The 24,762-nt window shown below is 70.2% G+C and carries 20 protein-coding genes; 10 read left to right on the forward strand and 10 right to left on the reverse strand.

All coding sequences use genetic code 11. The annotated features are described in order from the left end of the window. Positions 1–48 precede the first annotated feature (48 nt). Entirely contained in the window at positions 49–492 is a 444-nt protein-coding gene (locus tag A6A25_RS17220) for a hypothetical protein (RefSeq protein WP_143193220.1), read from the forward strand. 175 nt (positions 493–667) lie between these two features. On the opposite strand, the gene A6A25_RS17225 is transcribed toward A6A25_RS17220, so the two are convergent. After that, entirely contained in the window at positions 668–1,090 is a 423-nt protein-coding gene (locus tag A6A25_RS17225) for a VOC family protein (protein WP_073891229.1), read from the reverse strand. Positions 1,091–1,181: 91 nt separating this feature from the next. On the opposite strand from A6A25_RS17225, the gene A6A25_RS17230 reads away from it, so the two are divergent. Beyond that, the gene (locus A6A25_RS17230) at positions 1,182–2,129 is read left to right on the forward strand and encodes a helix-turn-helix transcriptional regulator (RefSeq protein ID WP_073891231.1); all 948 of its coding nucleotides are present in this window, start codon (positions 1,182–1,184) and stop codon (positions 2,127–2,129) included. Between the two features lie 307 nt (positions 2,130–2,436). On the opposite strand, the gene A6A25_RS17235 is transcribed toward A6A25_RS17230, so the two are convergent. Beyond that, positions 2,437–4,524 (reverse strand): hypothetical protein, encoded by a 2,088-nt coding sequence (locus A6A25_RS17235; RefSeq protein ID WP_073891234.1) that lies wholly within the window; start codon positions 4,522–4,524, stop codon positions 2,437–2,439. Positions 4,525–4,784: 260 nt separating this feature from the next. Here A6A25_RS17235 and A6A25_RS17240 point away from each other — a divergent pair, with 260 nt between their 5' ends. Continuing rightward, entirely contained in the window at positions 4,785–5,918 is a 1,134-nt protein-coding gene (locus tag A6A25_RS17240) for a sensor histidine kinase (RefSeq protein ID WP_073891236.1), read from the forward strand. Next, complete coding sequence (locus A6A25_RS17245; protein ID WP_073891238.1) at positions 5,915–6,565, forward strand: response regulator; 651 nt, start codon at positions 5,915–5,917, stop codon at positions 6,563–6,565. The genes A6A25_RS17240 and A6A25_RS17245 overlap by 4 nt, the downstream gene beginning before the upstream one ends. 91 nt (positions 6,566–6,656) lie before the next feature. On the opposite strand, the gene A6A25_RS17250 is transcribed toward A6A25_RS17245, so the two are convergent. Together A6A25_RS17250 and A6A25_RS17255 are read right to left on the reverse strand one after the other, a co-directional pair. Then, on the reverse strand, positions 6,657–7,043 hold the full coding sequence (locus A6A25_RS17250; protein WP_198932740.1) for an HNH endonuclease: 387 nt from the start codon (positions 7,041–7,043) through the stop codon (positions 6,657–6,659). A 48-nt stretch (positions 7,044–7,091) separates the two neighbouring features. After that, positions 7,092–9,746 carry a DEAD/DEAH box helicase gene (locus tag A6A25_RS17255; protein WP_073891242.1) on the reverse strand — a complete coding sequence of 885 codons (2,655 nt, stop codon included), beginning with the start codon at positions 9,744–9,746 and terminating at the stop codon, positions 7,092–7,094. 144 nt (positions 9,747–9,890) lie between these two features. On the opposite strand from A6A25_RS17255, the gene A6A25_RS17260 reads away from it, so the two are divergent. Beyond that, positions 9,891–13,307, forward strand: a complete 3,417-nt coding sequence (locus A6A25_RS17260; RefSeq protein WP_073891244.1) for a helicase-related protein — start codon at positions 9,891–9,893, stop codon at positions 13,305–13,307. 170 nt (positions 13,308–13,477) lie between these two features. On the opposite strand, the gene A6A25_RS17265 is transcribed toward A6A25_RS17260, so the two are convergent. Both A6A25_RS17265 and A6A25_RS17270 read right to left on the reverse strand, forming a co-directional pair. Then, positions 13,478–14,326: an amidohydrolase family protein gene (locus A6A25_RS17265; protein ID WP_073891293.1), complete on the reverse strand. Its 849-nt coding sequence runs from the start codon at positions 14,324–14,326 to the stop codon at positions 13,478–13,480. Beyond that, positions 14,235–15,425 (reverse strand): hypothetical protein, encoded by a 1,191-nt coding sequence (locus tag A6A25_RS17270; protein WP_143193221.1) that lies wholly within the window; start codon positions 15,423–15,425, stop codon positions 14,235–14,237. The genes A6A25_RS17265 and A6A25_RS17270 overlap by 92 nt, the downstream gene beginning before the upstream one ends. Positions 15,426–16,357: 932 nt before the next feature. On the opposite strand from A6A25_RS17270, the gene A6A25_RS17275 reads away from it, so the two are divergent. The 5 genes from A6A25_RS17275 to A6A25_RS17295 all read left to right on the forward strand — a co-directional run bounded on the left by A6A25_RS17275 (position 16,358) and on the right by A6A25_RS17295 (position 20,641). Continuing rightward, on the forward strand, positions 16,358–16,759 hold the full coding sequence (locus A6A25_RS17275; RefSeq protein ID WP_073891296.1) for an excalibur calcium-binding domain-containing protein: 402 nt from the start codon (positions 16,358–16,360) through the stop codon (positions 16,757–16,759). Positions 16,760–16,819: 60 nt separating this feature from the next. Further along, positions 16,820–17,449 (forward strand): class F sortase, encoded by a 630-nt coding sequence (locus tag A6A25_RS17280; protein ID WP_241828763.1) that lies wholly within the window; start codon positions 16,820–16,822, stop codon positions 17,447–17,449. Between the two features lie 340 nt (positions 17,450–17,789). Next, the gene (locus A6A25_RS17285; protein WP_083668419.1) at positions 17,790–18,440 is read left to right on the forward strand and encodes a TetR/AcrR family transcriptional regulator; all 651 of its coding nucleotides are present in this window, start codon (positions 17,790–17,792) and stop codon (positions 18,438–18,440) included. 120 nt (positions 18,441–18,560) lie between these two features. Next, positions 18,561–19,517, forward strand: a complete 957-nt coding sequence (locus A6A25_RS17290) for an acyltransferase domain-containing protein (RefSeq protein WP_073891250.1) — start codon at positions 18,561–18,563, stop codon at positions 19,515–19,517. A gap of 62 nt (positions 19,518–19,579) precedes the next feature. Beyond that, positions 19,580–20,641 carry an IS701 family transposase gene (locus A6A25_RS17295; RefSeq protein ID WP_073891253.1) on the forward strand — a complete coding sequence of 354 codons (1,062 nt, stop codon included), beginning with the start codon at positions 19,580–19,582 and terminating at the stop codon, positions 20,639–20,641. 39 nt (positions 20,642–20,680) lie between these two features. Here A6A25_RS17295 and A6A25_RS17300 read toward each other — a convergent pair whose 3' ends face one another. The 4 genes from A6A25_RS17300 to A6A25_RS46340 form a co-directional block, all read right to left on the reverse strand. Continuing rightward, positions 20,681–21,706, reverse strand: a complete 1,026-nt coding sequence (locus tag A6A25_RS17300) for a ketoacyl-ACP synthase III family protein (RefSeq protein ID WP_073891256.1) — start codon at positions 21,704–21,706, stop codon at positions 20,681–20,683. Further along, positions 21,690–23,921: an MMPL family transporter gene (locus A6A25_RS17305; RefSeq protein WP_083668421.1), complete on the reverse strand. Its 2,232-nt coding sequence runs from the start codon at positions 23,919–23,921 to the stop codon at positions 21,690–21,692. The genes A6A25_RS17300 and A6A25_RS17305 overlap by 17 nt, the downstream gene beginning before the upstream one ends. Before the next feature lie 121 nt (positions 23,922–24,042). Continuing rightward, positions 24,043–24,549, reverse strand: coding sequence for a nuclear transport factor 2 family protein (locus tag A6A25_RS17310; protein WP_073891262.1), 507 nt, complete (start codon positions 24,547–24,549; stop codon positions 24,043–24,045). Beyond that, positions 24,546–24,668 carry a hypothetical protein gene (locus tag A6A25_RS46340; RefSeq protein WP_274534322.1) on the reverse strand — a complete coding sequence of 41 codons (123 nt, stop codon included), beginning with the start codon at positions 24,666–24,668 and terminating at the stop codon, positions 24,546–24,548. The genes A6A25_RS17310 and A6A25_RS46340 overlap by 4 nt, the downstream gene beginning before the upstream one ends. Positions 24,669–24,762: the final 94 nt, after the last annotated feature.

Consider the following 24,762-nt stretch of genomic DNA (forward strand, 5'->3'; position numbering starts at 1 on the left):
GGTGAAGGCGTGACTTGGGGACAGGATCAAGTCGTGCGGAGCCTTGGCTTGGAACTGGACGACAACGTGTCGATCGACCTTCGCGGCAGCCTGGACAAGGTGGCGTTCCTGAGGATCGGTGACGGCATCGAGATCGTGGTGCGTGAATCGCACGTGCGGACGCTCCGGGAACAGGCAACGGCGGCACTGGACGACATGGCGCACGTCGAGGCCGCGGAAGCCGTGCTGGAGAACGCCTTCCACGCGGGAGCCCAAGCACGTACCGCCGCAGCGCTCGCGCGGGAGACAGCCAACGCGGCACAGCAAGCCGGGGCCGATGACCCGGCTGAGGTCGCCTACGCCGCTGCGCAGCGCGCAGGTGACGCCGCCGAGCGGGCACAGGCCGCCGTGAAGGCGGCGTCCGAGGCGATGTGCGCGGCCGACGAAGCGGCGGAAACAGCCAGGGCGGCTGCGGTCCACCTCGCCGAGTGGGTAGGCCGGCAACCCTCCTGACACCATCGCCGGACACCGACTGCACCTGGCTTGAGGATGTGGTCGAGGAGTAGCCGGCACGACCTCCTCACCTGACCAGCGCAGAGCCCCGCTCCGCCGTGGTAGGCCGAGCGGGGCTCCGTGCTGGTCAGGGCTCAGCCGGACGGGCGTCTTCGAGCATGTTCCCGGCAGGCGATCAGCCGTTGTGGTCGCTGACGACGTCGACGACCCAGACGACGCCGAATCGGTCCCGCAGCATGCCGTAGGCCGGAGCCCAGCCGGCCGGGCCCAGCGGGACGACGACGGTCGAGGCGGTGGCGAGCTTCTCCCAGTAGGCGGTGACCTCATCGGCGGTCTCGCCGCGCACGGAGACGATGAACGAGTTCTCGCCCTGGTCGTAGCCCAGGCGCGACGGCACGTCGTAGGCCATGACGTGGAAGCCGTTCCCGGCGCGCACCTGGCCCCACATCACCAGGTCGGCCTCGGACTCCTCCCCGACGCTCCCGGCGTCGGAGTACGTGACGACTGCGAGGTCACCGCCGAACACGGACTGGTAGAACTCCAGCGCCGCACGCGCGTCGCCGCGGAAGTTCAGGTGGGTAGTGGTCGTGACGGACAAGGTCGCTCCTCGGACGTGGTTCTGATGTGAGACCCACCGTCGCAGGGGAAGCGGCCAGGGTGTGTCCTCTTCTCCGGGCAGACTGCAGCACATGCCGAAGACCTCAGCCCGACTGCTCGCACTGCTGTCGCTGCTGCAGGCGCGCCGGGACTGGCCGGGGACGCAGCTGGCCGACCGACTGGCGGTCAGCCCCCGCACGGTCCGCCGCGACGTCGACCGCCTGCGCGAGCTGGGCTACCCCATCGTGACCACGAAGGGCCCGGACGGCGGCTACCGGCTCGGCGCGGGATCGGAGCTGCCGCCGCTGCTGTTCGACGACGAGCAGGCCGTCGCCCTGGCCGTGGCGCTCCGGATCGCCACCACCACCGGCGCCGGCATCGAGGAGGCGGCGGCGCGAGCGCTGCACACCGTCCGGCAGGTCATGCCCGCACGGCTGCGCCACCGCATCGACACCGTCCAGGTCACCGCCGTCGAACGGGCCGCGCCGCTCGACGGTGCCGTGCTGATGGCCATCAGCGGCGCCGTCCACGCCCGCGAGGTGCTGCGCTTCGACTACGCCACCGCGATTGACGACGTCCCGGCCGCACCGCGCCGGGCGGAACCCCACCACCTCGTCACCTGGGGCGGTCGCTGGTACCTCGTCGCCTGGGACCTCGACCGCGACGACTGGCGCACCTTCCGCGCCGACCGGATCACGCCGCGCACGCCCACCGGCCCCCGCTTCACCCCGCGCGACCTGCCCGGCGGGGACGTGGCCACCTTCATCGCCACGAGGTTCTCCGGCGGCCTGCCCTGTCGCGGCGAGGTGATCCTCGACCTCCCGGCCGCCGAGGTGTCACCGTTCGTCCACGACGGGGTGGTCGAGGAACTCGGCCCGGACCGCTGCCGGCTCGTCCTGGCCTCGTGGTCCTGGCCGGGACTGGCCGCGGCCATCGGCCGGTTCGACGCCGACATCGAGGTCGTCGGGCCGACCGAGCTCAAGGACGCCTTCGCACACCTGGCCCGCCGCTACGCCGCCGCGGCGGCCGATCGCCGGTGACTCCTCAGCCGGTGTGCTCGCACCGACCGGTCAGCCGGGCCCAGTTGCCCGACCCGATGGCGGACATCTCTTGGCAGTCCCGAGTAGTACGCCTCCTGGACGGCCCTCACGGGGCCCGAGGACCGGCGTGACCCGGCTCTGCCGACGGCCGTGCCGAAGCGACGGTCGCGCGAGCCGTCACGCTCGACCAGCCTGCCGTGCGCGGAGCCGGTCCCGCCGGTGCGGCCAAGGCGCTGCGGGCCGCCCTGCCCGACTGATCGCGGACGGCTGACGGGGCCGGTGGTGGCCGGCCCCGTCAGCCGGGGAACTACGCGGGGCGGGGACGGCTCAGCGGTTGGACCTTCGGGGTCGGCAGGGGTGCCACCCGGGCCCGGTCGGACGTGTCCGCCGAGGCGGTGCGGGACGTGGGCTCGGCTGAGCCCGACGACGGCGAGGCGTCGTAGAAGGTGCCCACCACGTCCACCAGGACGTGGCTGCGGCCGGCGTTGTTGTAGACGTGGAAACCGTAATCGGGGCCGATCATGGTCTGCACGGCGTTGGGCACGACCGTCCCGGCGGCCGGGTTGAGGTTGGACGTGTTGGGGCGGGTGATCCCGGTGTAGCCGGCGGGCCACACGGTCAGGTAGGTCGCCGCAGTCGGCTCGACGGCGGTCACGTTGGTCGCCAGCGCCCAGGTCTGGTCGTGGACGAGGGAGTCGGGCGCGACGATGGTCGCGGTGGTGGCCGGGCCGAGCGCGGACGGCCAGCCCTGACCCGTGCGGGTGTCGGCGATCCGACTGGGCACGATGGGCTCGAAGCGCAGCCCGCCCGGCAGGGAGGCGTCGTCGTAGAAACCGACGATGTCCACGATGACGTGGGTGTCCTGGCTGGTGTAGACGCCGATTCCCGGCAGGACCTTCCCGCAGTTGTAACAGTTCGCGCTCGGCACCACGGCGAAGTTCGTCACGGTGGTGTTGGCCGCGTAGTTCAGCGCGGACGTGTTCGGCAGGTTGTCCTTGTTGCCGTTCCACGCGGTGAGGAAGCCCGCGGCCTTCGGCTCGGTGGCGGTGATGTTGACCGCGAACGCCCGGATCCTCCAGTTGATGTCGTCGCCCCAGTCCGCGGTCACGTTGATGTAGTAGCCCGCCGGCAGCCGGCCGTTGCCCCACTCACGGGTGTCGGCCAGGCGCACCGGCCTGGCCAGCGCCTGGTACTGCCCGCCCATGTACCCCTGGCAGCAGGGGCGACCCTTGGAGTAGTAGCCGTTGACGTCGGCGACGAGGTGGACGGCCGCACCGTGGTTGTAGAGGTTGACCGCGCCGTCCGCGCCCACCTTCACCGTGACCGAGTTGGCCCCGGTCCAGCCGGGCGTGTAGTTCAGCGAGGAGACGGTCGGCCGTGGCACGCCGGTGGGGTAGACGGAGATGTGGCCCGAGCCGACGGGTTCGGTGACGGTCACGTTGAGCACGACGGTCGACGCCTCAACCGGCACACCGCCCCGGCCGGTCAGCTGCAGGCGGAGCGCCTGGCCCGAACCGACCCTCGCCACGGGCGCGCCGAGACCGGAACGGGTGTCCAGCACGCGGCTGGGTGAGAGCGGGTAGTAGGTGCCCTCGTCGGTGCGGGCGTCGTAGCCCTCCAGCGACAGCAGGCGCCTGACGCTGCCCGCGACGGAGTCCTCCAGCAGCGTCAGCACCGCCGTCTGCTCACCGAGCTCGGTGGCCGTCGGCGTGATGGTCAGCGCGCACTTCTGCCCGTAGGACAGGGTGTTCCCCGAGCAGGTGTTCCCCGTGATCCGGAAGGCGGCGGGGTCCGCGCCCGACAGCGACGCCTCGCCGAAGGTCGTCGGCAGGGTGCCGTTCACCTCGACCGGGACCTCCATCGGCGTGCCCTGCTGGTCCGCCGGCTGGCGCCCGAACTGCAGGCGGTAGGCCCAGCTGTCGGTGGCCTGGTAGCCGATGCTGGACTGGAACCGGATCTCACCCTTGGCGACCCGGCCCGCGCTGCCGCACTGCATCGAGTAGTCGGCCGCGAACGCGGTGAACTGCCCGTTGCTCTCGTCGTAGACGGCCTCGTGGACGTTGAGCGTGCCCGAGGTCGCCGCCGCGCCCTCGCACCCCTGGCCGTCGCCGCCGATGTTGAAGATGGTCACCGAGTCGGAGGTGTAGAAGCCGGTCTGCGCCGGGTACGACCGACCCGCCTCGAACCGCGTCCCGTTCGGCGGCGACACGTTGAAGCTGTGGTGGTGGCCGGTGGTGGACGCCATCATCGACAACGCGTAGCCGTTCGCGTTCTGCTGGTATACGTTCACCGTGCTCCGGGATCTCTCGTACGAGAAGTTCCCGTCGATGTAGCCCCAGCCCGCGAAGTGCGCCGTGAACGCCGTGTACGGCGCGGCGGGCGGCTCCGCCGCCATGGCGGCAGGCGCACCGCCTACCAGTGTCGACGCTACGAGCAGCGCGGCAACGCAGGCTCCAACGCCACGGGAAGTACGCAAAGGGTCCCCCAGTCGAAGTGGTGATGACAGGAGGAATGCCCCTTGTCCCGCGCAGGATAGGGAATCGGGCCGGCGCGGGGCAACGACCTTCACGATGAACCCCTGAGAAGCTTCAAGAGTCTTTTGATCTTTCCAGGCTTTCGAAGCTTTCAGGCTTCCAAGCGCCTAAGCTCGGTCCGGTGATCGGAGTTCGGCGGGTCCCGGAGCTCTGGCGCCGGCACACGCTCTGGTACCCCCTGACCGGCTTGGCGCTCTTCGCGGGATCGCTCTTGCCCGCGCTCCACGCGCAGGGCACGCGGCTCGGTGGCGTGCCGGACCGCCCGTTCGACGCACTGGCCCTCGTCGCCATCACCCTGCAATCCGTTCCCCTCGCCACGTGCCGCCGGTGGCCGGTCGCGTCCCTCGCCGCGATCTCACTGGGGTTCGCGGTCGACCAGCTGCGCGGCTACCACACGTTCGCGGGAGCGGCGCTCGCGATCGTGGTGTTCACCACGGCGGCACGGCTGGAGCGGGGGCGGCGGCTCGCCGCGGTCGCGTTCTCGGCGGTGTACGTGGTGCTCGCGTCCCTGTTCCCCTTGTCGGGCGGCGGCGAGCCGTTGACCGAGTTCGTGACGTTCTACCTGGTGCTGGTGCTGCTGTGGGCCCTCGGGTCGTGGCTGCGCGCCACCAGGGTCGCGGAGGCCGAGCGGCGGCGTCGGATCGCCGAGGACACCCGCACCGCCGAGCGCACCCGTATCGCCCGCGAGCTGCACGACGTCGTGACGCACCACGTGACGGCGATGGTCGTGCAGGCCGAGGCCGCCCGGTACCTGACCGCGAAACCGGAGCGGCTCGACGAGTCGCTCACCGCCGTCACCGACACCGGGCGGCAGGCCCTCACCGACCTCCGGCACCTGCTCGACGTGCTCAACCCCGACCACGGCACGCCGCCCGCCGACGATTTGCGCACGCTCGTGGAGCGGACCCGCCGTGCCGGCCAGCCGGTCGAGTTCACCGAGAACGGCACCGCGGAGCCGAGCGGCAGCGCGGGCCCGGTGGCGTACCGGGTCGTGCAGGAAGCGCTGACCAACGCCCTCAAGTACGCCCGCGGCAGCCGCACCTGCGTCCGGGTCCACCACGGCGAACGGGAGATCACCGTGGAGGTCGGCACGGACCCCGCCGCCGCTCCGACCGACTCCCCCGGCGGCAGCGGACGCGGCCTGGCCGCGCTGCGCGAGCGGGTCGGCGTGCTGGGCGGCGACTTCAGCGCGGGCGAGCGCGCCGACGGCGGCTTCCACGTGCGCGCCCGCATCCCCGCGGAGCACCGGTCGTGATCCGGGTCCTCGTCTGCGACGACCAGGTGCTCGTCCGCACGGGGCTCGTCACGATCATCGACGCCCAACCCGACCTCGAAGTGGTCGGCGACTGCGGCGACGGGCAGACCGCGGTCGACCTCGGGCGCCGGCTGGAACCCGATGTCGTGGTGATGGACGTCCGCATGCCGGTGCTCGACGGCATCTCCGCCACCCGGCTGCTCGCGGGCGCCGACGTGCCGCGGCCGGTGAAGGTGCTCGTGGTGACCACGTTCAACCTGGACGAGTACGTGTACGAGGCGCTGCGGGCCGGAGCCAGCGGGTTCCTGCTCAAGGACGCACCGCCGGACCAGCTGCTGCACGGGATCCGGACGGTGGCCTCGGGCGCGGCGCTGCTCGACCCCGACGTGACGCGTGAGCTGGTCGGCAAGTTCGCCACCCGCATCCGGCCCGCGACACCCACCCCGCACGACACCCCGCTCACGCCGCGCGAGCTGGAGGTCCTGCACCTCATCGCGGACGGCCTGTCCAACGGCGAGATCGCCGCCCACCTGGTGCTCAGCCCGGAGACCGTGAAGACGTTCGTGTCACGCATCCTCGCCAAGCTCGGCCTGCGCGACCGCGTCCAAGCCGTCGTCTACGCGTACCGGCACGGCCTGGTCAGCTGACCGCTACCCGCGCGAACCCCGTGCCATCCACATCGGACAGTCCGTTGTGGTCGATCATGCACACGGGCGGCAACGCACCGGATCTCGACCGTCAGGCCGGAGACACGTCAGAACTCGCGCCCGCCGAGCTCCCGAACCGCGCCGCCAGTTCGGCGTTGACCTCCACGTGCCGGAGCAGGAACGCCCGCTCGTCCAGCCGCTTGCGCCGCAGCCAGCCGGTCACCTCGGTGTTGCACTTGCTCGCGTTGCAGGACCCGCACGCCGGCACGATGTTGTCCAGCGTGTACCGCCCGCCGCGGGACAGCGCCTGCACGCAGTCCTTCTGGAGGGGCACGCCGGCAGCGCCGCAGTAAGCGCACCCACCCCACGCCGCCTTGAGCGCGTTCCACTCCTGCGCGGACAGGTCGTGCTCGACGCGTTCCATCCGGCGCTTCCGCTTGCGCGCCGCACGTGCCCTCCTGCTCCCACCGACGGCCATGCCCGGACCCTACGCCCGTCGCGTCCTCACCACGGGCAGACCCGCCGCTCATGCCTCGGCGCGGTCGCGGTCGAACAGCCGCTTGCGCTCGGCGGCGATGACTTCCTGGACGAGTTCCGCCTCGGACAGGTCGACGGCCTCCGGTGCGGCACCTGCCATGTCACTGACCCGGGCGAAGTCGTCGAAGAGCTGCTTCTTGCCCGCGAGCAACTCGGTGATCCGCTGGTCGACGCCGTCCTCGGACAGCAGCCGGTGCACCTGCACCGACTGCACCTGCCCCATCCGGTGGGCACGCGCGATGGCCTGCGTCTCGGTGGTCGGCTTGAGCTGGGGTTCGCAGATGATCACCACCGACGCGGACTGGATGTTCAGCCCCACGCCGCCTGCCACGATCTGCGCCACCAGGACCGCGCCGTGCCTGGACGACGAGAACCCGTCCACCATCTCCTGCCGGCGGCTCGCGGGCACCGAACCCGTCAGCGGACCGAACACGGGCCCCGGCAGCGATCGGGCGACCAGGTCGAGCACCTCCCGGAAGTAGGAGAACACGATGACCCGCCGCTGGTTCTCCTCCGCTTCACGCACGATCTCGACCAGCCGCTGCACCTTCTCGGACTTCGTCCCCCGCATGGCCGCCTGGCGCATCTGCATGAAGTTCCCCTGCCGCACCGCGGTGCGGTAGGCGACCTCGTCGTCCGAGGACAGGGGCAGCCACTCGTCCACCTCGATGAGCTCCGGCAGCTCGGTGAGCACGTCCTCCTGGTTGCGGCGCAGGTAGGCGGGCGCGACCTGCCGCCGGAACGCCCTCGGGGAGAGGTCCGTGGCGTCGACCTTCAGGTCCGGCCGCAGGTAGGAGACGAGGTTGCGGAACTCCTCGACCTTGTTCTCCAACGGCGTGCCGGTGAGGAAGATCGCCCGCTCCGATCGCCCGACCAGGTGATTCGTCCTGATCGTGCGCTGGGCTTGCGGGTTCTTGATGTAGTGGGCCTCGTCCACGACGACGCACGCGAGGGCGCGCACCCGCCGCAGCACGGACTCTCCCCACTTGAGGCTCTCGTACGTGGTGACGGCGACGCCCCCGTCACGCAGCCAGACGTGGGCCGCGCGGTCGCGGTCCGGCCCGTGCAGCCGGTGCGCGCACAACTTCGACTTGCCGGCCACCTCGCGCACCCAGTTGGTCACCACCGCGGCGGGGCAGATCACCAGGAAGTGGGTGTCACCGCCGCTGCGCAGGTGGGCGAGGACGGCGAGCGCCTCGACGGTCTTGCCGAGCCCCATCTCGTCACCGATGACGACCTTGCGCTGGACGAGGGCGAAGCGCGCCGCGAAGCTCTGGTAGCCGCGCAGCGACGCGGTCAGGTGCTCACCGCTGAGCGGCTGGTCGAGCACCGCCTCGATGATCTCGTCCGGGAGGTCGCCGTGCGAGGCCTTCTCGTCCTCGGTGAGGAAGCCGAGTTCGGCGAGCATGGCGAAGTAGTCGGCGGGGCGGGCGAGGAAGTCGTCCCACGGGTCGGCGTCGGCGTTGCCCTGAGTCGCCGAGGACGTGTCGAACAGCAGCTCGGCACGCCTGGTGACGGTTCGGACGGCCTCGCCGAGCTCCGCGGCGGGCACCGATCTCGTCGGCACGACCAGCAGGTGGCTCGTGTCCCGCTGGATGGCCTTCCCCAGCTGCGCGAGTTCGGCGGCCCGCTCCAGGTCGGCCGCCGCACCCCGGGTCCGGCGGGAGGTGTCCCACTCGGCGAGGCGGCGCAGCAACCGGGTCGCCTCCGGGTGGCGCTTGGTGATGTCGACGCGGACGGGCATCTCCTCGTACGTGGTCCGCCGCAGCGTCCGCGCCGCGCCGAGCGTGCGCCGCGCCGAGGTCTCACCCACGCCCACCAGCCCCTGCAGGGACATGCCCTGGTCCAGCACCTGCTGCACGGTCCCGATCCCCGCCTCGGACAGGGGACCGAGCCTGAGGCGGTCGCGGGTGGCCGTCCGCAGCGCGTCCACGGACATCCCCTCCAGCACCCGTCGCACCTCCGCCTGCCGGACCTCCTCACCGGCCTCGTACGCGGCCTTGCGATAGGCGGCTTCACCGGCGACAACGTAGGCGATGTCGTCCAACGCCCCGGGCAGACCGGCGAAGTCCGGCCGTTCCAGGATCACCGCGTGCGGGCCGTTCCCGGCGACGAGGTCGAGGCCGAGGACCGGGTCGAGCAGCGCGTCGAGGCCCAGCCGGTCCGCGTCGACCAGCGTCGTGAACGTGCCGATCCGCTCCAGTCGCTCGGGACCGCCGGTCCCGACCACCGTGGCGTGCTGGCGGCGCAACCGTTCGGCGGCGGCGCCGGCCGCCTGCTTCTTGGCCGAACCGGTGAAGAACCGGCGGACACCGAGGGCGGGCGCGACCTCCGCGAGCGTCTGGGGTGCGTTCTCGGTGAGCACCTTCACCAGGGCACGATCGTCGGCCGTGAGCGTCGACAGGTTCGCGCGCTCCGCCAAGCGCCGCACGACGGCGGCGTCGTCCGGTTGGAGCGGCACCACCCGCCACGCGGTCTGGCCGGACCGTGCGACGTGAACGCCGCGTGCGGCCAGCGCCTGCTCGTCGCGCTTGGCCGCGGTCAGCACGGCGCTGCGCCAGGACCGCACCTCGGCCGCTCGCCGGGTCCACTGCTTGAAGTCCTCCGCGAGGCGGCGGACTTCTTCGCGCTCTGTCTTGTCCATGCCTCGCCGAAGGGTCGGGGGTGGATCGGGCAACCGAGGGTAGGACACCCGTCCGGGCACGGGAACGCCCCCTCCGATAACGGATGCGGTGCCGATCCCGATGGTCAGCAGTAGGTCTGCGGCTGGTCGGTCTGGAGGTGACGGGTGCGGCTCGAGGATCTCGTGTCCGGGGTTCGGGTGACCGGGGTGGTGTCCGGCGAGGCGGTCCTGGTGATCGCCGCGCAGTGGCACGGCTCCGACGCTCTGGAGCTGACCTACAAGACCCTCGACGGAGGGCTGCGCCAGCAGGTGCTCTTCCGCACCGACGAGGTGAAGCTCGCCGCTTCCGACGCCGGCGGCCGCCCGCTGGACGCCGACGCCGACGACTTCCGCCTGGCCGCCGAGGCGCAGCGGATCTCCCTCGCCGGGCTGTTCGACCCGATGTTGGCGGTGGCGACCAGCGACGTGCAGCCGTTGCCCCACCAGATCCGGGCCGTCTACGGCGAACTGCTCGACCGCACACCGCTGCGGTTCCTCCTCGCCGACGACCCGGGCGCGGGCAAGACGATCATGGCCGGGTTGTACATCAAGGAACTACTGCTGCGCGACGACGTGAAGCGCTGCCTGGTGGTGGCCCCGGGAGGGCTGGTCGACCAGTGGCAGGACGAGCTCTTCCTCAAGTTCGGCCTGCGCTTCGACGTGCTCACCACGGCCATGGCCGACGCCGCGCTGGGCGTGCGCGTCTTCGAGCAGTACCCGCTGCTCATCGCCCGGATGGACCAGCTCGCGCGCAACGCCGACCTGCTCGCGCAGCTCGACGACGCCGAGTTCGACCTGGTCGTCGTGGACGAGGCGCACCGGATGGGCGCGCACTACTTCGGCGGCAAGCTCACCAAGACCCGGCGGTTCCAGCTCGGCGAGACCCTGCGCGACCGCACCCGCCACCTGCTGCTGATGACGGCCACGCCGCACTCGGGCAAGGAGGAGGACTTCCAGCTCTTCCTGACCCTGCTGGAGCGCGACGGCTTCGAGGGCAGGTTCAAGGCCGGCCTGCACAACGCGGACACCACCGGGCTCATGCGCCGCATGGTCAAGGAAGACCTGCTCACCTTCGACGGTCGGCCGCTGTTCCCCGAGCGCATCGCCCAGACGGTGCCCTACGAGCTCACCGCCGAGGAGCAGGACCTCTACGAGCGGGTCACCGAGTACGTGCGCGAGGGGATGAACCGCGCCGCCCGGCTGGACGACAAGCGCCGCAACACCGTCGGCTTCGCGCTCACCGTGCTCCAGCGACGCCTGGCCTCCAGTCCCCAGGCCATCCACCAGTCCCTGGTGCGACGGGCGGCGCGGCTCAAGCGCCACCGCGACGACCTGGCCAACGGACGCGTGCCCGCCGAGGACCCGGTCCCCGTGGACCTCGACGCCTGGGACGACGGCGAGCACAGCGCGGACGAGGTCGAGCGGGTCGAGGAGGAGCTGCTGGACGCGGCCACCACGGCGCGCACGATCCACGAACTCGACGCGGAACTCGCGGACCTCGACCGGCTCATCCGCGTCGCGCACCGGGTCCGAGGCCTGGACACCGACCGCAAGTGGGTCGAGCTGCGCAGGATCCTGGAGGACAACGACCTCATCCACCCGGGTGCCGCGACACCGCGCAAGCTGATCATCTTCACCGAGCACCGCGACACCCTGGACCACCTGGCCCGCAAGATCCGCTCGCTCTACGGCGAGCCCGAGGCGGTGCGGGCGATCCACGGCGGCGTCCGTCGTGCCGAGCGGCGGACCATCACCGAGGAGTTCACCAAGAACCCGGCCTGCCGGGTCCTGCTGGCCACCGACGCGGCGGGCGAAGGCCTCAACCTCCAGGCCGCCCACCTGGTGGTCAACTACGACCTGCCGTGGAACCCGAACCGCATCGAGCAGCGGTTCGGCCGCGTGCACCGGATCGGCCAGACCGAGGTGTGCCGGCTGTGGAACCTCGTGGCCGCCAACACCCGCGAGGGCGCGGTGTTCACCCGCCTGCTGGAGAAGGTCGAGGAGCAGCGCAAGGCGTACGGCGGCAAGGTCTTCGACGTCCTGGGTTCGGCCTTCGACGAGACGCCGCTGCGCGACCTGCTGATCGAGGCCATCCGGTACGGGGACCTCCCGGAGACCCGCGCCAGGATGGAGCGGGTCATCGACGGCTCGGTCGCCCACGGCCTCAAAGAGCTCCTCGAGGAACGCGCACTCGCCCACGACACCCTGTCGGAGGCCGACCTGGCGCACACCCGACGACTCGTGGAAGAGGCGCGGGCCCGCCGCCTGCAACCCCACTACGTGGAGTGGGCGTTCCGCCAGGCGTTCCAGCGGTTGGGCGGCAAGCTCGTGAAACGCGAGCGCGGACGTTTCGAGATCACCCACGTGCCCGCCGCCGTCCGCGCGGTCACCAGGCACGGCCCCGTCGTGAGCCGCTACGAGCGCGTCACGTTCGACCTCGATCACATCGCGGTCGACGGCCGCCCGCGTGCCGACCTGCTGGCCCCCGGTCACCCGTTGCACAACGCGGTGATCGAGCTGACGTCCACGCAGCTGCGCCCCGCTCTCGAACGCGGCACCGTCCTGGTCTCCCCCGAGGTCGATGAGCCGCAACTGCTGGTCGGTGTCGTGGAGGAGGTCGTGGACGGCACCGGTGACTCCGTCGCCCGGAGGTTCGGCTACGCGCGCGTCGATGCCGACGGCCACGTCGTGCCGGCGGGCCCCGCGCCGTACCTGGACTGCGTCGCCGCGCCGCGCACCGCGGCCGTGACGGCGCCCTGGCTGGGTGAGGCGGAGTCCCGGGCCCGGTCGTGGATCATCGGCCACCAGGTGCAGGAGTACCTGGCGGAGGTCGCGCCCCGTCGCCTCGCCCAGGTCGAGCGGACCCGCAAGCGCGTCGACCAGCGGCTGACCGACGAGTCGAACCGGTTGCTGGAGGAGGCGGCCCTCGCGGAGGAGAAGGAGCGCGGCGGCGTCAAGCCCAAGGAGAGCGCCGACGGCCTGCGACGCAAGGCCCACGACCTCCGCGTCCGCCGCGAGAACCGCTTGGCACTGCTCGACCGGCAGGCTCAGCTGGCCACCAAGCCCCCTCTCATCGTGACCGCCGCGCTGATGCTGCCGCTGCACGTGGTGGAGACCGGGATCGCGGCCGACGCGCCGATCCGGGCCAGGGAGACCAAGGCCGTCGAACGGCGGGGCATCGACCTGGTCCTCGCCACCGAACGCGCGCTGGGACGTGAACCGCACGAGCAGGCGTTCAACAACCCCGGCTACGACGTCCTGTCCGTACCGGCCGACCGCGGTCCGTCGATCCGGATCGAGGTCAAGGCGCGCATCGAAGGAGCCGAGGACTTCTACCTCACCCACAACGAGATCGCCACCGGCAAGAACGCCGCGCCCCACTACCGGCTCGCGCTGGTCACGGTCAGCAGGATCGGCCCGGAACACGACCGGGTGCGCTACCTCGCCGCCCCGTTCGCCGGTGTCGACTTCGGCGACCTCGCCGCCACCGGCATGCGCGCGGACTGGGCGAAGACCTGGACCGCCGGCACCACCCCGTTCTGATCCCGGCGGCGCCGACCAACTGGGCGACGAGGTGGCCGACCGAGAGCGCGCCGAACAGCAGACCGGCGGCTACCACCGGCGGTTCGACGTACAACGGGGCACGGACCTTGCTCATGGCGCTCCTGCGGTTCGGCTGTGGCCGGTGATCGTGCCACGTCAGCGAATGGCTATCAGCCGTTCCCCAACCGGTAGACGCGGGCGGCCGTGCCGCCGAAGACCTGGTCCCGCTCCGCGGCGGAACACCCGGCGAGGAGTTCCGCCGCGGTGGCGAACACGCGTTCGTAGTCGGCGGCCAGCAGGCAGACCGGCCAGTCGGAACCGACCATGAGCCGATCGGGCCCGAACGCCTCCAGCGCGACGTCGACGTAAGGCCGCAGGTCAGCCGCGGTCCACCGGGTCCAGTCCGCCTCGGTGACCAGGCCGGACACCTTGGCCACCACGTTCGGTTCGGCGGCCAGCGCCGCCAAGCGGTCCGCCCAGGGCCGGCGCACCCGACCGGCGATGTCCGGTTTGGACAGGTGGTCCAGCACGAACACCAGGTCCGGCACCGCCCGCACGGCCTCCAGCGCCGCCGTCAGCTGGTGTGGTCGCGTCAGCAGGTCGTAGCCGAGCCCGGCGTCGCGCACCGCGCGCAGCCCGGCCAGCACGTCGGCACGCACCAGCCAGTCCGGGTCGGGCTCGGACTGCACCAGGTGCCGCACGCCCACGAGCCGGTCGCCGCCCGGTCCGCGGCGCAGCCGGTCCAGCTGCTCGGCGACGTCCGGCGCGGTGAGGTCCACCCACCCCACGACGCCCGCGACCAGCTCGGACTCCCCCGCCAGCACCAGGAACTCCGCCGTCTCGTCGACATCGGGGAGCACCTGGACCAGGATGGTGGCGTCCACCCCCGCCCGTTCGGTCACCGCACGCAGGTCCGCGGGCCCGAAGTCACGTCGGATCGGTTCCAGGGCCGGATCGTCGAGCCACTCCTGCGGCCGGGCGGAGAGGTGCCAGAAGTGGTGGTGGGCATCGATCCGGATCACCGCGCTCGCGCCTCCAACGTGTCGGGTCCCACCCGCGGATGTGCACGCGAAGCGTAGTGCGACCGCAACCGGGCGGATACCGTGCGCGGACCCCCACGACCCGAACGGTCATCAGGACCACGCCGTGTTCCCTGGCATCTGTGAACCACCGCGGTTCGGTGTCCTCCGGGCGTTCGAAGGGGTTGAATCCGGCGGAACTACGCCGCTCGGAGCAAGGAGTGCACATGCGCACAGCAACCGTGGCCGCGGCGGTGGTCGCCCTGGCCGCCGTGACCGCCCTGCCCGCTTCCGCGATCAACATGGCGGGAATCCCCGGACGCTGCCACTGGACGTCCCACGACGAATCCCACTGGCCGCCGGCCGCGACGACGGCCATCGGGTCCGGTCCCCGGTCGGCCGTGGCGGCGAGCACCTTCAGGAATTCCCGACCCGCGGGCAGGTGGACGTTGTCGAGCAGCACCAGGCAGTTGGCCGTCCGCCGGTTCCGGTCGAACCACCCGGTGAAAGCCGCCCGCAGGTCGGCCCGGAACGCCCTGGCGACCACGCGATCGACCATTTCCTGGCCGACGGCCCCATCGCCGACCGCATCCCGCAGCGCCACCATGACGTCCCTGGCGTCCCCTTGGCCGCGGGACACCGTCCCCAACCGCCGCAACACCCGCCGCCGGTTCGCGATGTCGATCACCTTCAACAGGGCGTCGACAGCCGAGAGCCACTGGCTGGAGCCCAGTGCCAGGTCCAGGACGGGTCGGACCAGTTCGCTCACCACGCGCGAGTCCTGGCCGGGCAACGAGCTCTCCGCGCCGCTCGCCCCGTCCGCCGCGACGCTCACCGCCGTGCAGATGTCGACCAACGGGAAGGGCAACCTGCCGAACTGCGGGCAGTACCGGCCAAGCCCTCGGGCCAAGCGGCGGAACGCCTCCGCTGGAGTCATGTCGACAGGCACCGCCGCGAAGTCCAACAGCACGCGTGGCACGCGATCGGCGTACCTGGCGTCGGCATCCTCCAGCAACGCCGTCTTCCCCGCGCCTCGCGGGCCCACGAGGACGACCACTGGCAGCGCTCGGCTCAGCTTGCGAGGACGTTCCAGCAACATCGCTACGAGTCCTCTGACTTCCCGCGCTCCGACCGAGCCGGATCTGTCTGCCGACATGCAGCCCTCGAAGTTCCGTCAACGAAAGAGCTGAACCGATCGCGAAGATAATCCCTCGACGACCAATTCGTCCACTCTGCGGTTTCAATCCCGAAATCTGCGGACAACCCGATTCAAAATGGCGTGGAATGTCCCGACCGACGTACCCGGGATGCCACGGTTCCGCATCGGGATCCCGTATCAAAGCCAAGCCCGGTCACCCTGTTCGACGGCGAGAACCGGTAGTGCCCGGCGATCGGCCTGGACGCGAGCCGGTCACGCCGTCGGGTGACCACGCCGGAGCGGGCACCCGACAGCGCGACTCCCGGGTTTGCGGACCTTGTCTCGTCCGAATCGGACTGCGCCGCCCTGGCTCGGTGGAAGAAGGACACCGCGGTTCGTCCAGGTTCTCATCTCGGCTGCACCGTCACGCTCAAGCGGGTCGGTGGGTGACATGCCGACCTGCACATCGGCGGCGTCGGCCGTGCACTGTCGGCGACCGCGGTGCGGTGGCATGTCCCTGCTAGGGCCATGGCGCTGACGGATCGGGTGAACGCACCGCCGGCGCCTTCAACCGGGCAAAGGACCGAGTTAGCGTCTTCAGGGTTGAGGTCGGTTCGGGAGGAGGTCGCCGGATACGCGGGGGTGCACCACCGCCGTCTCGCCCATCCTGGCCGTGACGGCCGGGGTCACAGCTCCGCCCGCGCACGCGCCTCGACCGACCTCACCGAGTGTTCCTCCGGGCTTTACCAGGACCAGGCCACGAACGTCACCCCGTGATCGACCCGGCTGGACACCACCAACTGTCAAGCACCCGGTTCCGGACTCGCCGGACAGCCGGTCATAGCTGTTTCACGACGGAGACGACTTCATCACATATGGAAGGAATGTGCGACATGCTGCTTTCCAGGCTCGCCGGCGGCGCTGTTCTTGCGACATGTGCCGCGCTGTCGATCGTCGGAGTCGCGAACGCACAAGATCGCGACTGCGCGGACTTCGCCAACCAGGCCGAAGCGCAGCGGTTCTTCGATTCCGCCGCGGTGAATCACCACCAGCTCGACGCGGACAACGACGGCATCGCTTGCGAGAACCTCCCGGCGCCCAGCCATGTTCCGACATCCCGCCGGACCCGGGCTGCCGAGCCGCCGCCCATCAACGGGATCGACACGGGCGACGGCTCCACCGTGGCTGACCCGACCGCCGACGACTCGGGCGCCCTGCCGCTCCTCGGGCTCGTCGGGCTCGGTATCGCCTCCGCTACCGCTGTTGCGGCACGTCGTGCACGTAGGAGCAGCTAGCGCATGCGCGACCGCTCGCGACGCCATCCCCGCCGGAGCACGCAGTTCCTACTGGCGGGGATGGCAGCGGCACTGGGCGTGACGCTTCTGACGCGCACCGGTGACGTCCACCCGGCCGACACGGCCCTCACCGCGCCGGCGCACAAACCAGCCGGAACAGCTTTCGCTCCAGCATCGGGCACACCGCAGAACCCACCGTCGACGGGCGTGCTCGGCGCATCTCGCCCTACGCGGCTGACCATCCCGGCGATCGGCGTCGACACCACCGGCATCGTCGACCTCGGGCTGCGCGCCGACCGCACCATGGAAGTCCCGGCCGATGCCGGAACCGTTGGCTGGTACACCGGCTCGCCGACTCCAGGAGAGAGCGGGCCCGCCCTGCTCGCCGCGCACGTCGACTGGCAGGGCCGGCAGGGGGTGTTCCACGACCTGCGCGAGTTGCGACCCAACGACCAGGTAACAGTGGAACGGGCCGACGGCTCGGCCGCGTCGTTCACGATCCAGCGGGTCGAGCAGCACCCGAAAGACCGCTTCCCCACGCAAGCGGTATACGGCCACGTCGAGGGACCCGAACTGCGGCTCGTCACCTGTGGCGGGCACTTCGACCGGAAAGCGGGCAGCTACCGGGACAACATCGTGGTCTACGCGCGGATGACGGGAAGCCGGCATCGCGACGGATCTTCCGGGTGAGGTCCCCCGGCAGCCCCGCGCTCAGATCCTTGGCGGGGTCGATGACGAGGAGCGCCGTGAACTCCCGCCGATCATCCAGGGTGGGTGGACTAAAAGCCTTGTGGCGCCGAGGTTTCACGGCGGCACGCTTGACGGCACGGGGCAGCGAAACCGACCAGGTGGAGCAGCGGCCGCTTTGCCGTTCGGCCCCACGGCGAAGACCCGTTCAATCAGGCTGGGAGGGCAAGTCAATCGGGCGGAACGTCGGAGACAGGTGCCCAGCAACCCCAGAAATAGTGATCTGCGCCACAACGAGCAGGCCTACCTGACAGGTGTCAGGTTCAGCGTTAAGCTCGTTCCGATGTCCGAGCAGCAGCAGAGGCGTGGCCAGTCGACTTCCCGCTTGTCGTTCAGCGAGCGAGGAGCGGTGATCCGTGCCGCGGCGACCGAGGTCTTCGCAGCACGGGGGTACGACCAGGCCTCCATGCGGAAGATCGCGCGCACTGCCGGCATCACCACGCCGGGGTTGTACGACCACTTCAAGTCCAAGACGGACCTGTACATCAGCGTTGTGCAGCACCATGCCGGGGCCCTGATCAGCCACTGGGCCGACCCGGCGGACGCCACCACGATGGAGGAGCTCTTCCATCGCACCACGGAGGTGTTCTTCAGCTGGATCGCCGACAACGAAGCCGGTTGGCGCATCCTCTTTCTTGACAAACCGGCCGATCAGGCTGCCAAGGACGTGCACGACCAGGTCGAACGGATGGCCACCGAGGCGATGGCCATGCTCCTGCACAAGATGCCGCCGCTCGACCTGCCGAGCGAACTCGAACGCGAGCGCGCCATCCGCGCACTCGCGGAGTCGATCCAGGGGGCCGGCAACGCGTTGGTCGCCTGGTGGTGGAAAAACCGGGATGTACCGAAAGAGACGATTGTAAAGTTGAACTCCGAACTCGTGTGGAACGGGCTCAAGAACCTCGTCGATCCCAAGAAGGACCAGACCGACTGAGTTTTCTCGGCGCGCTCCGCTGAAGATCGCTTAGAAATCCGTTCGACGGACGGTGTCTTCAGCGTGCACGAAACATGCGGCTGTTGGGGAGACCGTATGTCTGCGCAGAACGTTTCGCTGATGTTTCCCGGCCAAGGCGCTCAGCACCACGGAATGGGTGTGGGGCTGTACCGCGACGAGCCGGTTTTCCAGGCCGCGATGGACTCGTTCTTCGCGGCGCTCGGCAACGACGGTAAGCAGTTGAGGGACGAATGGCTCTCGGCTGTTCCCGGTCCGCTCTTCGACGACGCGTCACGGGCGCAACCGCTGCTGTTCGGACTCGGCCACGCGCTGGGTGCGGCGGTCATCGCGCGTGGTGTCACGCCGTCGGCGTTGATCGGGCACAGCGTGGGTGAGCTGGCCGCGGCGGCGGTCGCGAAGGTGTTCGACGTCGGCGCCGCCGGTCGCATCATGGCCGGACGCAGCCGGGCCATGGCCAAGACCGTGCCCGGTGGCATGGTCGCGGTCGCCGGCACGGTCGGTGACGTGGTCCCCCACCTCGTCGGTGATGTGGTGGTCGGGGCCGTCAACACGCCACGTCAAGTGGTGCTGGCAGGTCCCGCGGAAGAGCTCCAGGCCGTGGTGCGGGCGTTGGCCGCCCACGGGTTCGCATGTCAGCCTGCACGTGCCCGGCAGGCGTTCCACAGCCCCGTCTGCGCCGGGGCCGCAGCCGAGTTCGAGGCCGCGTTCGACGGTGTCCGGCTGTCCGCGCCCGAGATCACCGTCGTGTCGACGAGGACCGGCCTGCCGGTCGGTCCCGAGCAGGCGTCGACGCCCGAGTTCTGGGCCGCGCAGCTCGCTCTACCCGTCCAGTTCTGGGCGGCGCTCGACACGCTGCTCGCCGTGGACGGCACGCACGTGCTGCTCGAGGCCGGACCGGGAGGGAGTTGCGCGGCGATGACGCGCAGACATCCCGCCGTGAGGGAGAAGCGCGCGAAGGTCCTCCCCCTCCTGCCCCCAGCGGGACAGGATCCGGGCTTGGACGTCGATGTCTTCGACAGAAGCTTGACGCAGTTGGCGACAGTCCTGCACGCCTGATCAGACCTGGGGGAGAAGTGATATCGACCGAGGCCCACGATTACGAACGATGGCTCAGGAAGGTGTACAACCAGATCGCGGTGAACTTCGGCAGGGCCGAACCGCGCCGTCGGATGTGGACCTACCTGCTCGGCCTTCCCAACGCCACCAGCGAGGGTCGGCGCAACGGCAACCAGTTCGGCACCTACGACGGCGAGCAGCGGGCCGACGGCGTGCAGCGACTGCTGACCAGCGCCCAGTGGGACGAGGAGGCCGTCCGCAACGACCTCCGCGCGTTGATCATCCGGATCGGCGGTGCTTCCGGCGGAGCGCTCTTCGTCAGCGAGGTGGCGTTCCCGAAGAAGGGCAGCCAGGCGGTCGCCGTGGAGCGCCAGTACTGCGTCGAGACCGAGAAGCACGAGAACTGCCAGATCGGGATAATCCTGTTCTACGTCACGGCGAACGGCCAGGGGTTCGTGCTCGACCGCGACCTGTACCTGCCCAAGACCTGGGCGGACGACAAGGCGAGGCGCTGGCGCGCGGGCATCCCGGACAGCGTCGTGTACCGCAGCAAGTCGGTCATCGCGGCCGAGATGGTCGAACGCACCATCCGCGCCGGCATCGTGCCGCGGTGGGTCGGGCACTCCATCCAGTGCCCGGACAAGCAGACGTTCCGGCGGATCATGCAGCGCAACCACATCCCGCACGTCATGGCGGTCACGCCGGGCGAGCTCTCCCGGTTGCGGCCGGAACGCGCGGACGGTCCCGGTGCGCTGCGGGCGCTCGGCGGCACTCCGGTGCGGGAGACGTTCCACTGCGGCGGCACCTCGCTGTCCCGGTCGCGGCTGGCGAGCCCGACACCCGAGGGCTTCGGCAACTTCCACGTCGTCGCCTCGGGCGAGGAGCAGGCGCACTACCTCGCGTTCGCCAGGCAGGACACCAAACTCGCCGAGATCGCACCGATGATCGAGGTGCTGCGCAACACGCGCGCCTACTGCCGCAAGGCCAAGCAGGAGATCGGGCTCGGCTACTACGAGGTGCGCAGCTGGCGCGGCTGGTACCGGCACATCACGTTGGTGATCGCCGGGTACACGGCGCTGGAGATGGCTCGCACCGAGTCACAGCCCGCACTCGTCCACGCGTGAAGGAGCCCCAGCACGCCTTTCGTGGCGTGCTGGGAGCCATCAGGCGGGAACGGAACGGATCTCCACCACCGCGCAGGACCACGAGAACCCCGCGCCGGTGCCGACCAACAGGCAGAGCTGGCCCGGCCGGGCCTTGCCCGACGTGACCAGGTGGTCGAGCCCCGCGATCTGGTCCCCCGCACCGAGGTGCCCTACCCGTCGGGCCCACGGCCACGTCGACTTCTCCGGATCGACCCCGAGCCGCCGGAAGAGCCCCAGGTCCAGGCGCCGCCTACCGAACGCGGGCAGCACGAACCAGTCGATCTCGTCGAGCTTCACGCCGGCGTCGGCCAGCGCCCTGGTGACCACTTCGTCCTGACCGGCGTCGACCCTGCCGATCGCGAACTGCAGGCCGGCCCGCTCGACGAACTGCTGCTTGCGCGTCTCGAGGCTCATCGGCTGCGGTGCCACGTGGGCACCGTCCTCGAACGGGTCCGTGCCGCGGTGCATCTGCTCCAGGTCCGAATCGGACACCATCGCGAGCGAGAGCAGCCGTACGAAGCCGTCCTTTTTGGACAAGAGAACTGCCGTTCCGCCGTCGGCGTAGACCGTGCCGGGATCGGTGTTCCAGCGGTCGAACCCCGGCGGGCAGAACTTGTCACCCGTCGTCACGAGCACGAGCGCGTCGTCCGCGCACCCCGCGAGGTGGTGCCCGCCCAAGTGGATCGCCGCCATGCCGCCGTTGGACATCTGCCGCACGTCGATCGCGGGAGCCCGTCCGCCGACGGACTCGCGCTGCACGAACGACGCGGCGGGCCACATCTCCCGGCCCTGGTAGTACATGTTGGCGTGCAGCACGAGCTCGACCCGGTCCGCGCCGCCGCCGTTGCGGGACAGCACCTCGCGTGCCGCCCACGCCGCCATCTCCGCGGGTGACTCGGCTCCGGCCACCGTGACCGCCTCGACCTGGCAGCGGCGGAAGCTCTTCCGGTCGAACTGTCCCGCGTGGACGGCGCTCGCGGCGTCGACGGCCGGCGGGAGCCAGACCGCCGTCGCCGCGAGGAACACGTCACCGTTCGGCGGCATCGGTCAGCACCTTCTTCTCTCGCCGGGCCACCGGCTCGTCGTCGATGCTCTCGGAGAGGTGGACCTTCGCGTGGAACCGGCGCAGGAAGCCGGGCGCCCACCAGTTCGCCCTGCCCATCATGGACATGAGCGCGGGCACGAGCGCCGACCGGATCAGCGTGGCGTCCATCAGGATCGCCAGCACGATGCCGAGGCCGGCCATCTGGATGATCGACACCTTCGAGGCGATCAGGCCGGCGAACACGATCGCCAGCAGCAGGGCCGCGGAGGTGAACACCGCGCCCGTCTTCTTGATGCCCTCGACGACGGCGAGGTTGTTGTCGCCGGTGCGGTCGTACTCCTCCTTGATGCGCGCCACCAGGAACAGCTCGTAGTCCATCGACAACCCGAAGGCGGCGCAGAACATCAGCACCGGCATGGCGTTGTCGAGGTACCCGGACGAGGTGAACCCGAGCAGGCCCTCGAGGTTGCCATCCTGGAAGCCCCACACCATCACGCCGAACGTGGCGGTGAGGCTCAGCAGGTTCAGGAACAGCGCCTTGATCGGCACGACCACGCTGCCGGTCAGCAGGAACACCAGCACCAGCGTGAAGATCATGATCAAAGCGAGCGCGATCGGCAGCCGCTCGCCGATGATCTGCTTGTTGTCGACCAGCCGGGCGGACTCGCCGCCGACCATCGCGCCGTGCTCCCGGCCCGCCGCGCGGATGCTCTCCACCGCGTCGGCGGCCTCACCGGAGAAGACCTCGATGTCCGGGCGCAGCAACACCGTCAGGTAAGAGGACTTCTCGGTGGACGTGGCCTCGCGGATGCCCGGCACCGGGGTCGTGAGCGCACCCTTCTCGTAGATGCCCTCGGCACCGCGCACCATGCTGACCTGTGAGATCGAGGAGATCTCCGCGGACAGTTCGCCGAGAGCCCTCTGGTCGGCCTCGTCGCGGCCGAGGTCCGGCAGGTAGACGCTGACCGGGAAGGCCGTGTTGCCGGGGAAGTTGTCGCGGATCTGCCGTCCGACGTCGCGCACCGACGCGTCCTGCGGGAGCACCCTGTCGTCGGACTTGCCGATGGCGACGTGGAAGAACGGCAGGGCGAGCAGCGCGAGGCCGACGACACCGACCGCCGCGACCGGGAAGCGCCAGCGGATCGTCCAGCGGGTGAGGCGTTCCCAGCTGCGTTCGCTGGGGTTGATGGACGGCAGCCGGTGCAGCGAGCCCTTCTCGACGTTGTGCCCGAGCAGCCTGAGCATCGCGGGCAGCACGACCAGGGCGCCGAGCATCGCGACGAAGACCACCGGCACCGCCGCGTACCCGAAGGACCGCAGGAACGGCAGGGGGAACAGCAGCAACGTGCCGAGCGAGAGCGCGACGGTGATGCCGCTGTAGAGCACGGTCCGGCCGGCCGTGCGCATCGTCCGGTTCACCGCGTCAGGGACCGTGTGCCCGTTGGCCAGTTCCTCGCGGTACCGGGTGACCATGAGCAGGCCGTAGTCGATGCCGAGGCCGAGGGCCAGCGCGCTGGTCAGGTTCAGCGAGAAGATCGAGACCTCGGTGAACTCGGCGAGCACGCGCAGCACGAACAGCGTCGCGGCGGCGGACAGCGCGCCCATCGCGATGGGCAGCAGGGCGGCCACGAGGCTGCGGAACACGAACAGCAGCAGGATCATGCTGATCGGGATCGCGATCGCCTCCGCGATCAGCATGTCCTGCATGATCTGGTCCTGGATCGCGCGGAACACCTCGGCGTTGCCGCCGATCTGCACCTTCACCGCGCCCTGGAGCGAGTCGTAGCGCTCGTGCACGCCGCGCAGCCACTCGCTCTTGTCGTTCTGCGAGCCGTCGAGCTCGACGATCACGATGGCGGACCTGCCGTCGTTGCTGCGCAGACCGCCCTGCTGCCGGTTCTCCCAGTAGCTGATGACCGACTCGACCGCGCTGTCGTTCTTCAGCTCGGTCGCGACCTGGTTGCCCGCCGCGGCGGCCTCCGGATCATCGACGGAACCGGAGTCCGCCGTCAGCAGGAACACGGCGTCCGACTCGCCGACATTGAAATCGCGCTTCAGCTCGTCGGTCGTCACCACCGATTCCGTGCCGTTGGCGTCGAATCCACCGCCGGACAGATGAGGAATGACTCCGACACCTGTGACCAGAGTCACCAGCAGGATTGCGGCGGCGGTGAAAAGGACGACTTTCGACCTCTTTTGCCCAAGATCTTTCACTTGACTCAGCCGCTCCCCTGCCTGGCCTGATCGTGATCAGTAGTCAGTTGACAACGCTACCGGCCACCGCCGCCACGGCTCCAACCGAAATGCGATCCCACAGCCATATACGCAGTTAGGTTCAGCGCTTCCCGGAGAGCTTCGCCGAGACCGCCACCTTGAGGTTGAACGCCCCCGTCATGATCTTCTCGACAATGCTTCCCGGCGCCGGCAGCAGTTGCAGCTGCTGCGCGAGGTCCATGCTGTCCATATAAGCGTCCATGCGGGTGATGAGGTCGTTCTCGACGGTGAAGAACTCGGCCATCCGGGCACTCCACGGCCGGCCGTTGGCGCTCAGCCCGTTGAACTTGCCGCCGGTGAACGTGCCGGTCAGGGTGACCTGGACGGCCACCCGCCCGGCGCCGTCGGAGACGATGGCGTCGATCCGCGTCCGCGCGTCGGGAAACGCGCCGTAGAACGACCGCAGGTGCGGGCCGAGCTCGGTCTTGGCCCGCATCTCGCCCTTGAGCGGCAAGAACTCCACGCCGTCGGTGTGCCAGCACGCGAGGACGCCGTCGATGTCGTGCCGGTTGTACGCCTCGTAGAGCCGCTTCACCACCGCGATCGCGGGACTGTCGACGGTGGTCATGCCTTCACCGCCGAGCGCGCGACCGGGTTCTCGGCGGCCGCGCGCACCTGGCGCACGCCGGCGGCGAACAGCCACACGAACCCGAGCATCGAGAACAGCAGGAACATCAGCGTGGTCACCAGGAACGACGACCCCAGCAGGTAGATCAGGCAGCCGGTGACGAGGCCGCCTAGGCGGCGTCTCCTAATTGTGGGAAGCGGTGCGGCAGATCAT

It is taken from the genome of Saccharothrix sp. CB00851, assembly GCF_001905065.1.
Lineage (GTDB): Bacteria > Actinomycetota > Actinomycetes > Mycobacteriales > Pseudonocardiaceae > Actinosynnema.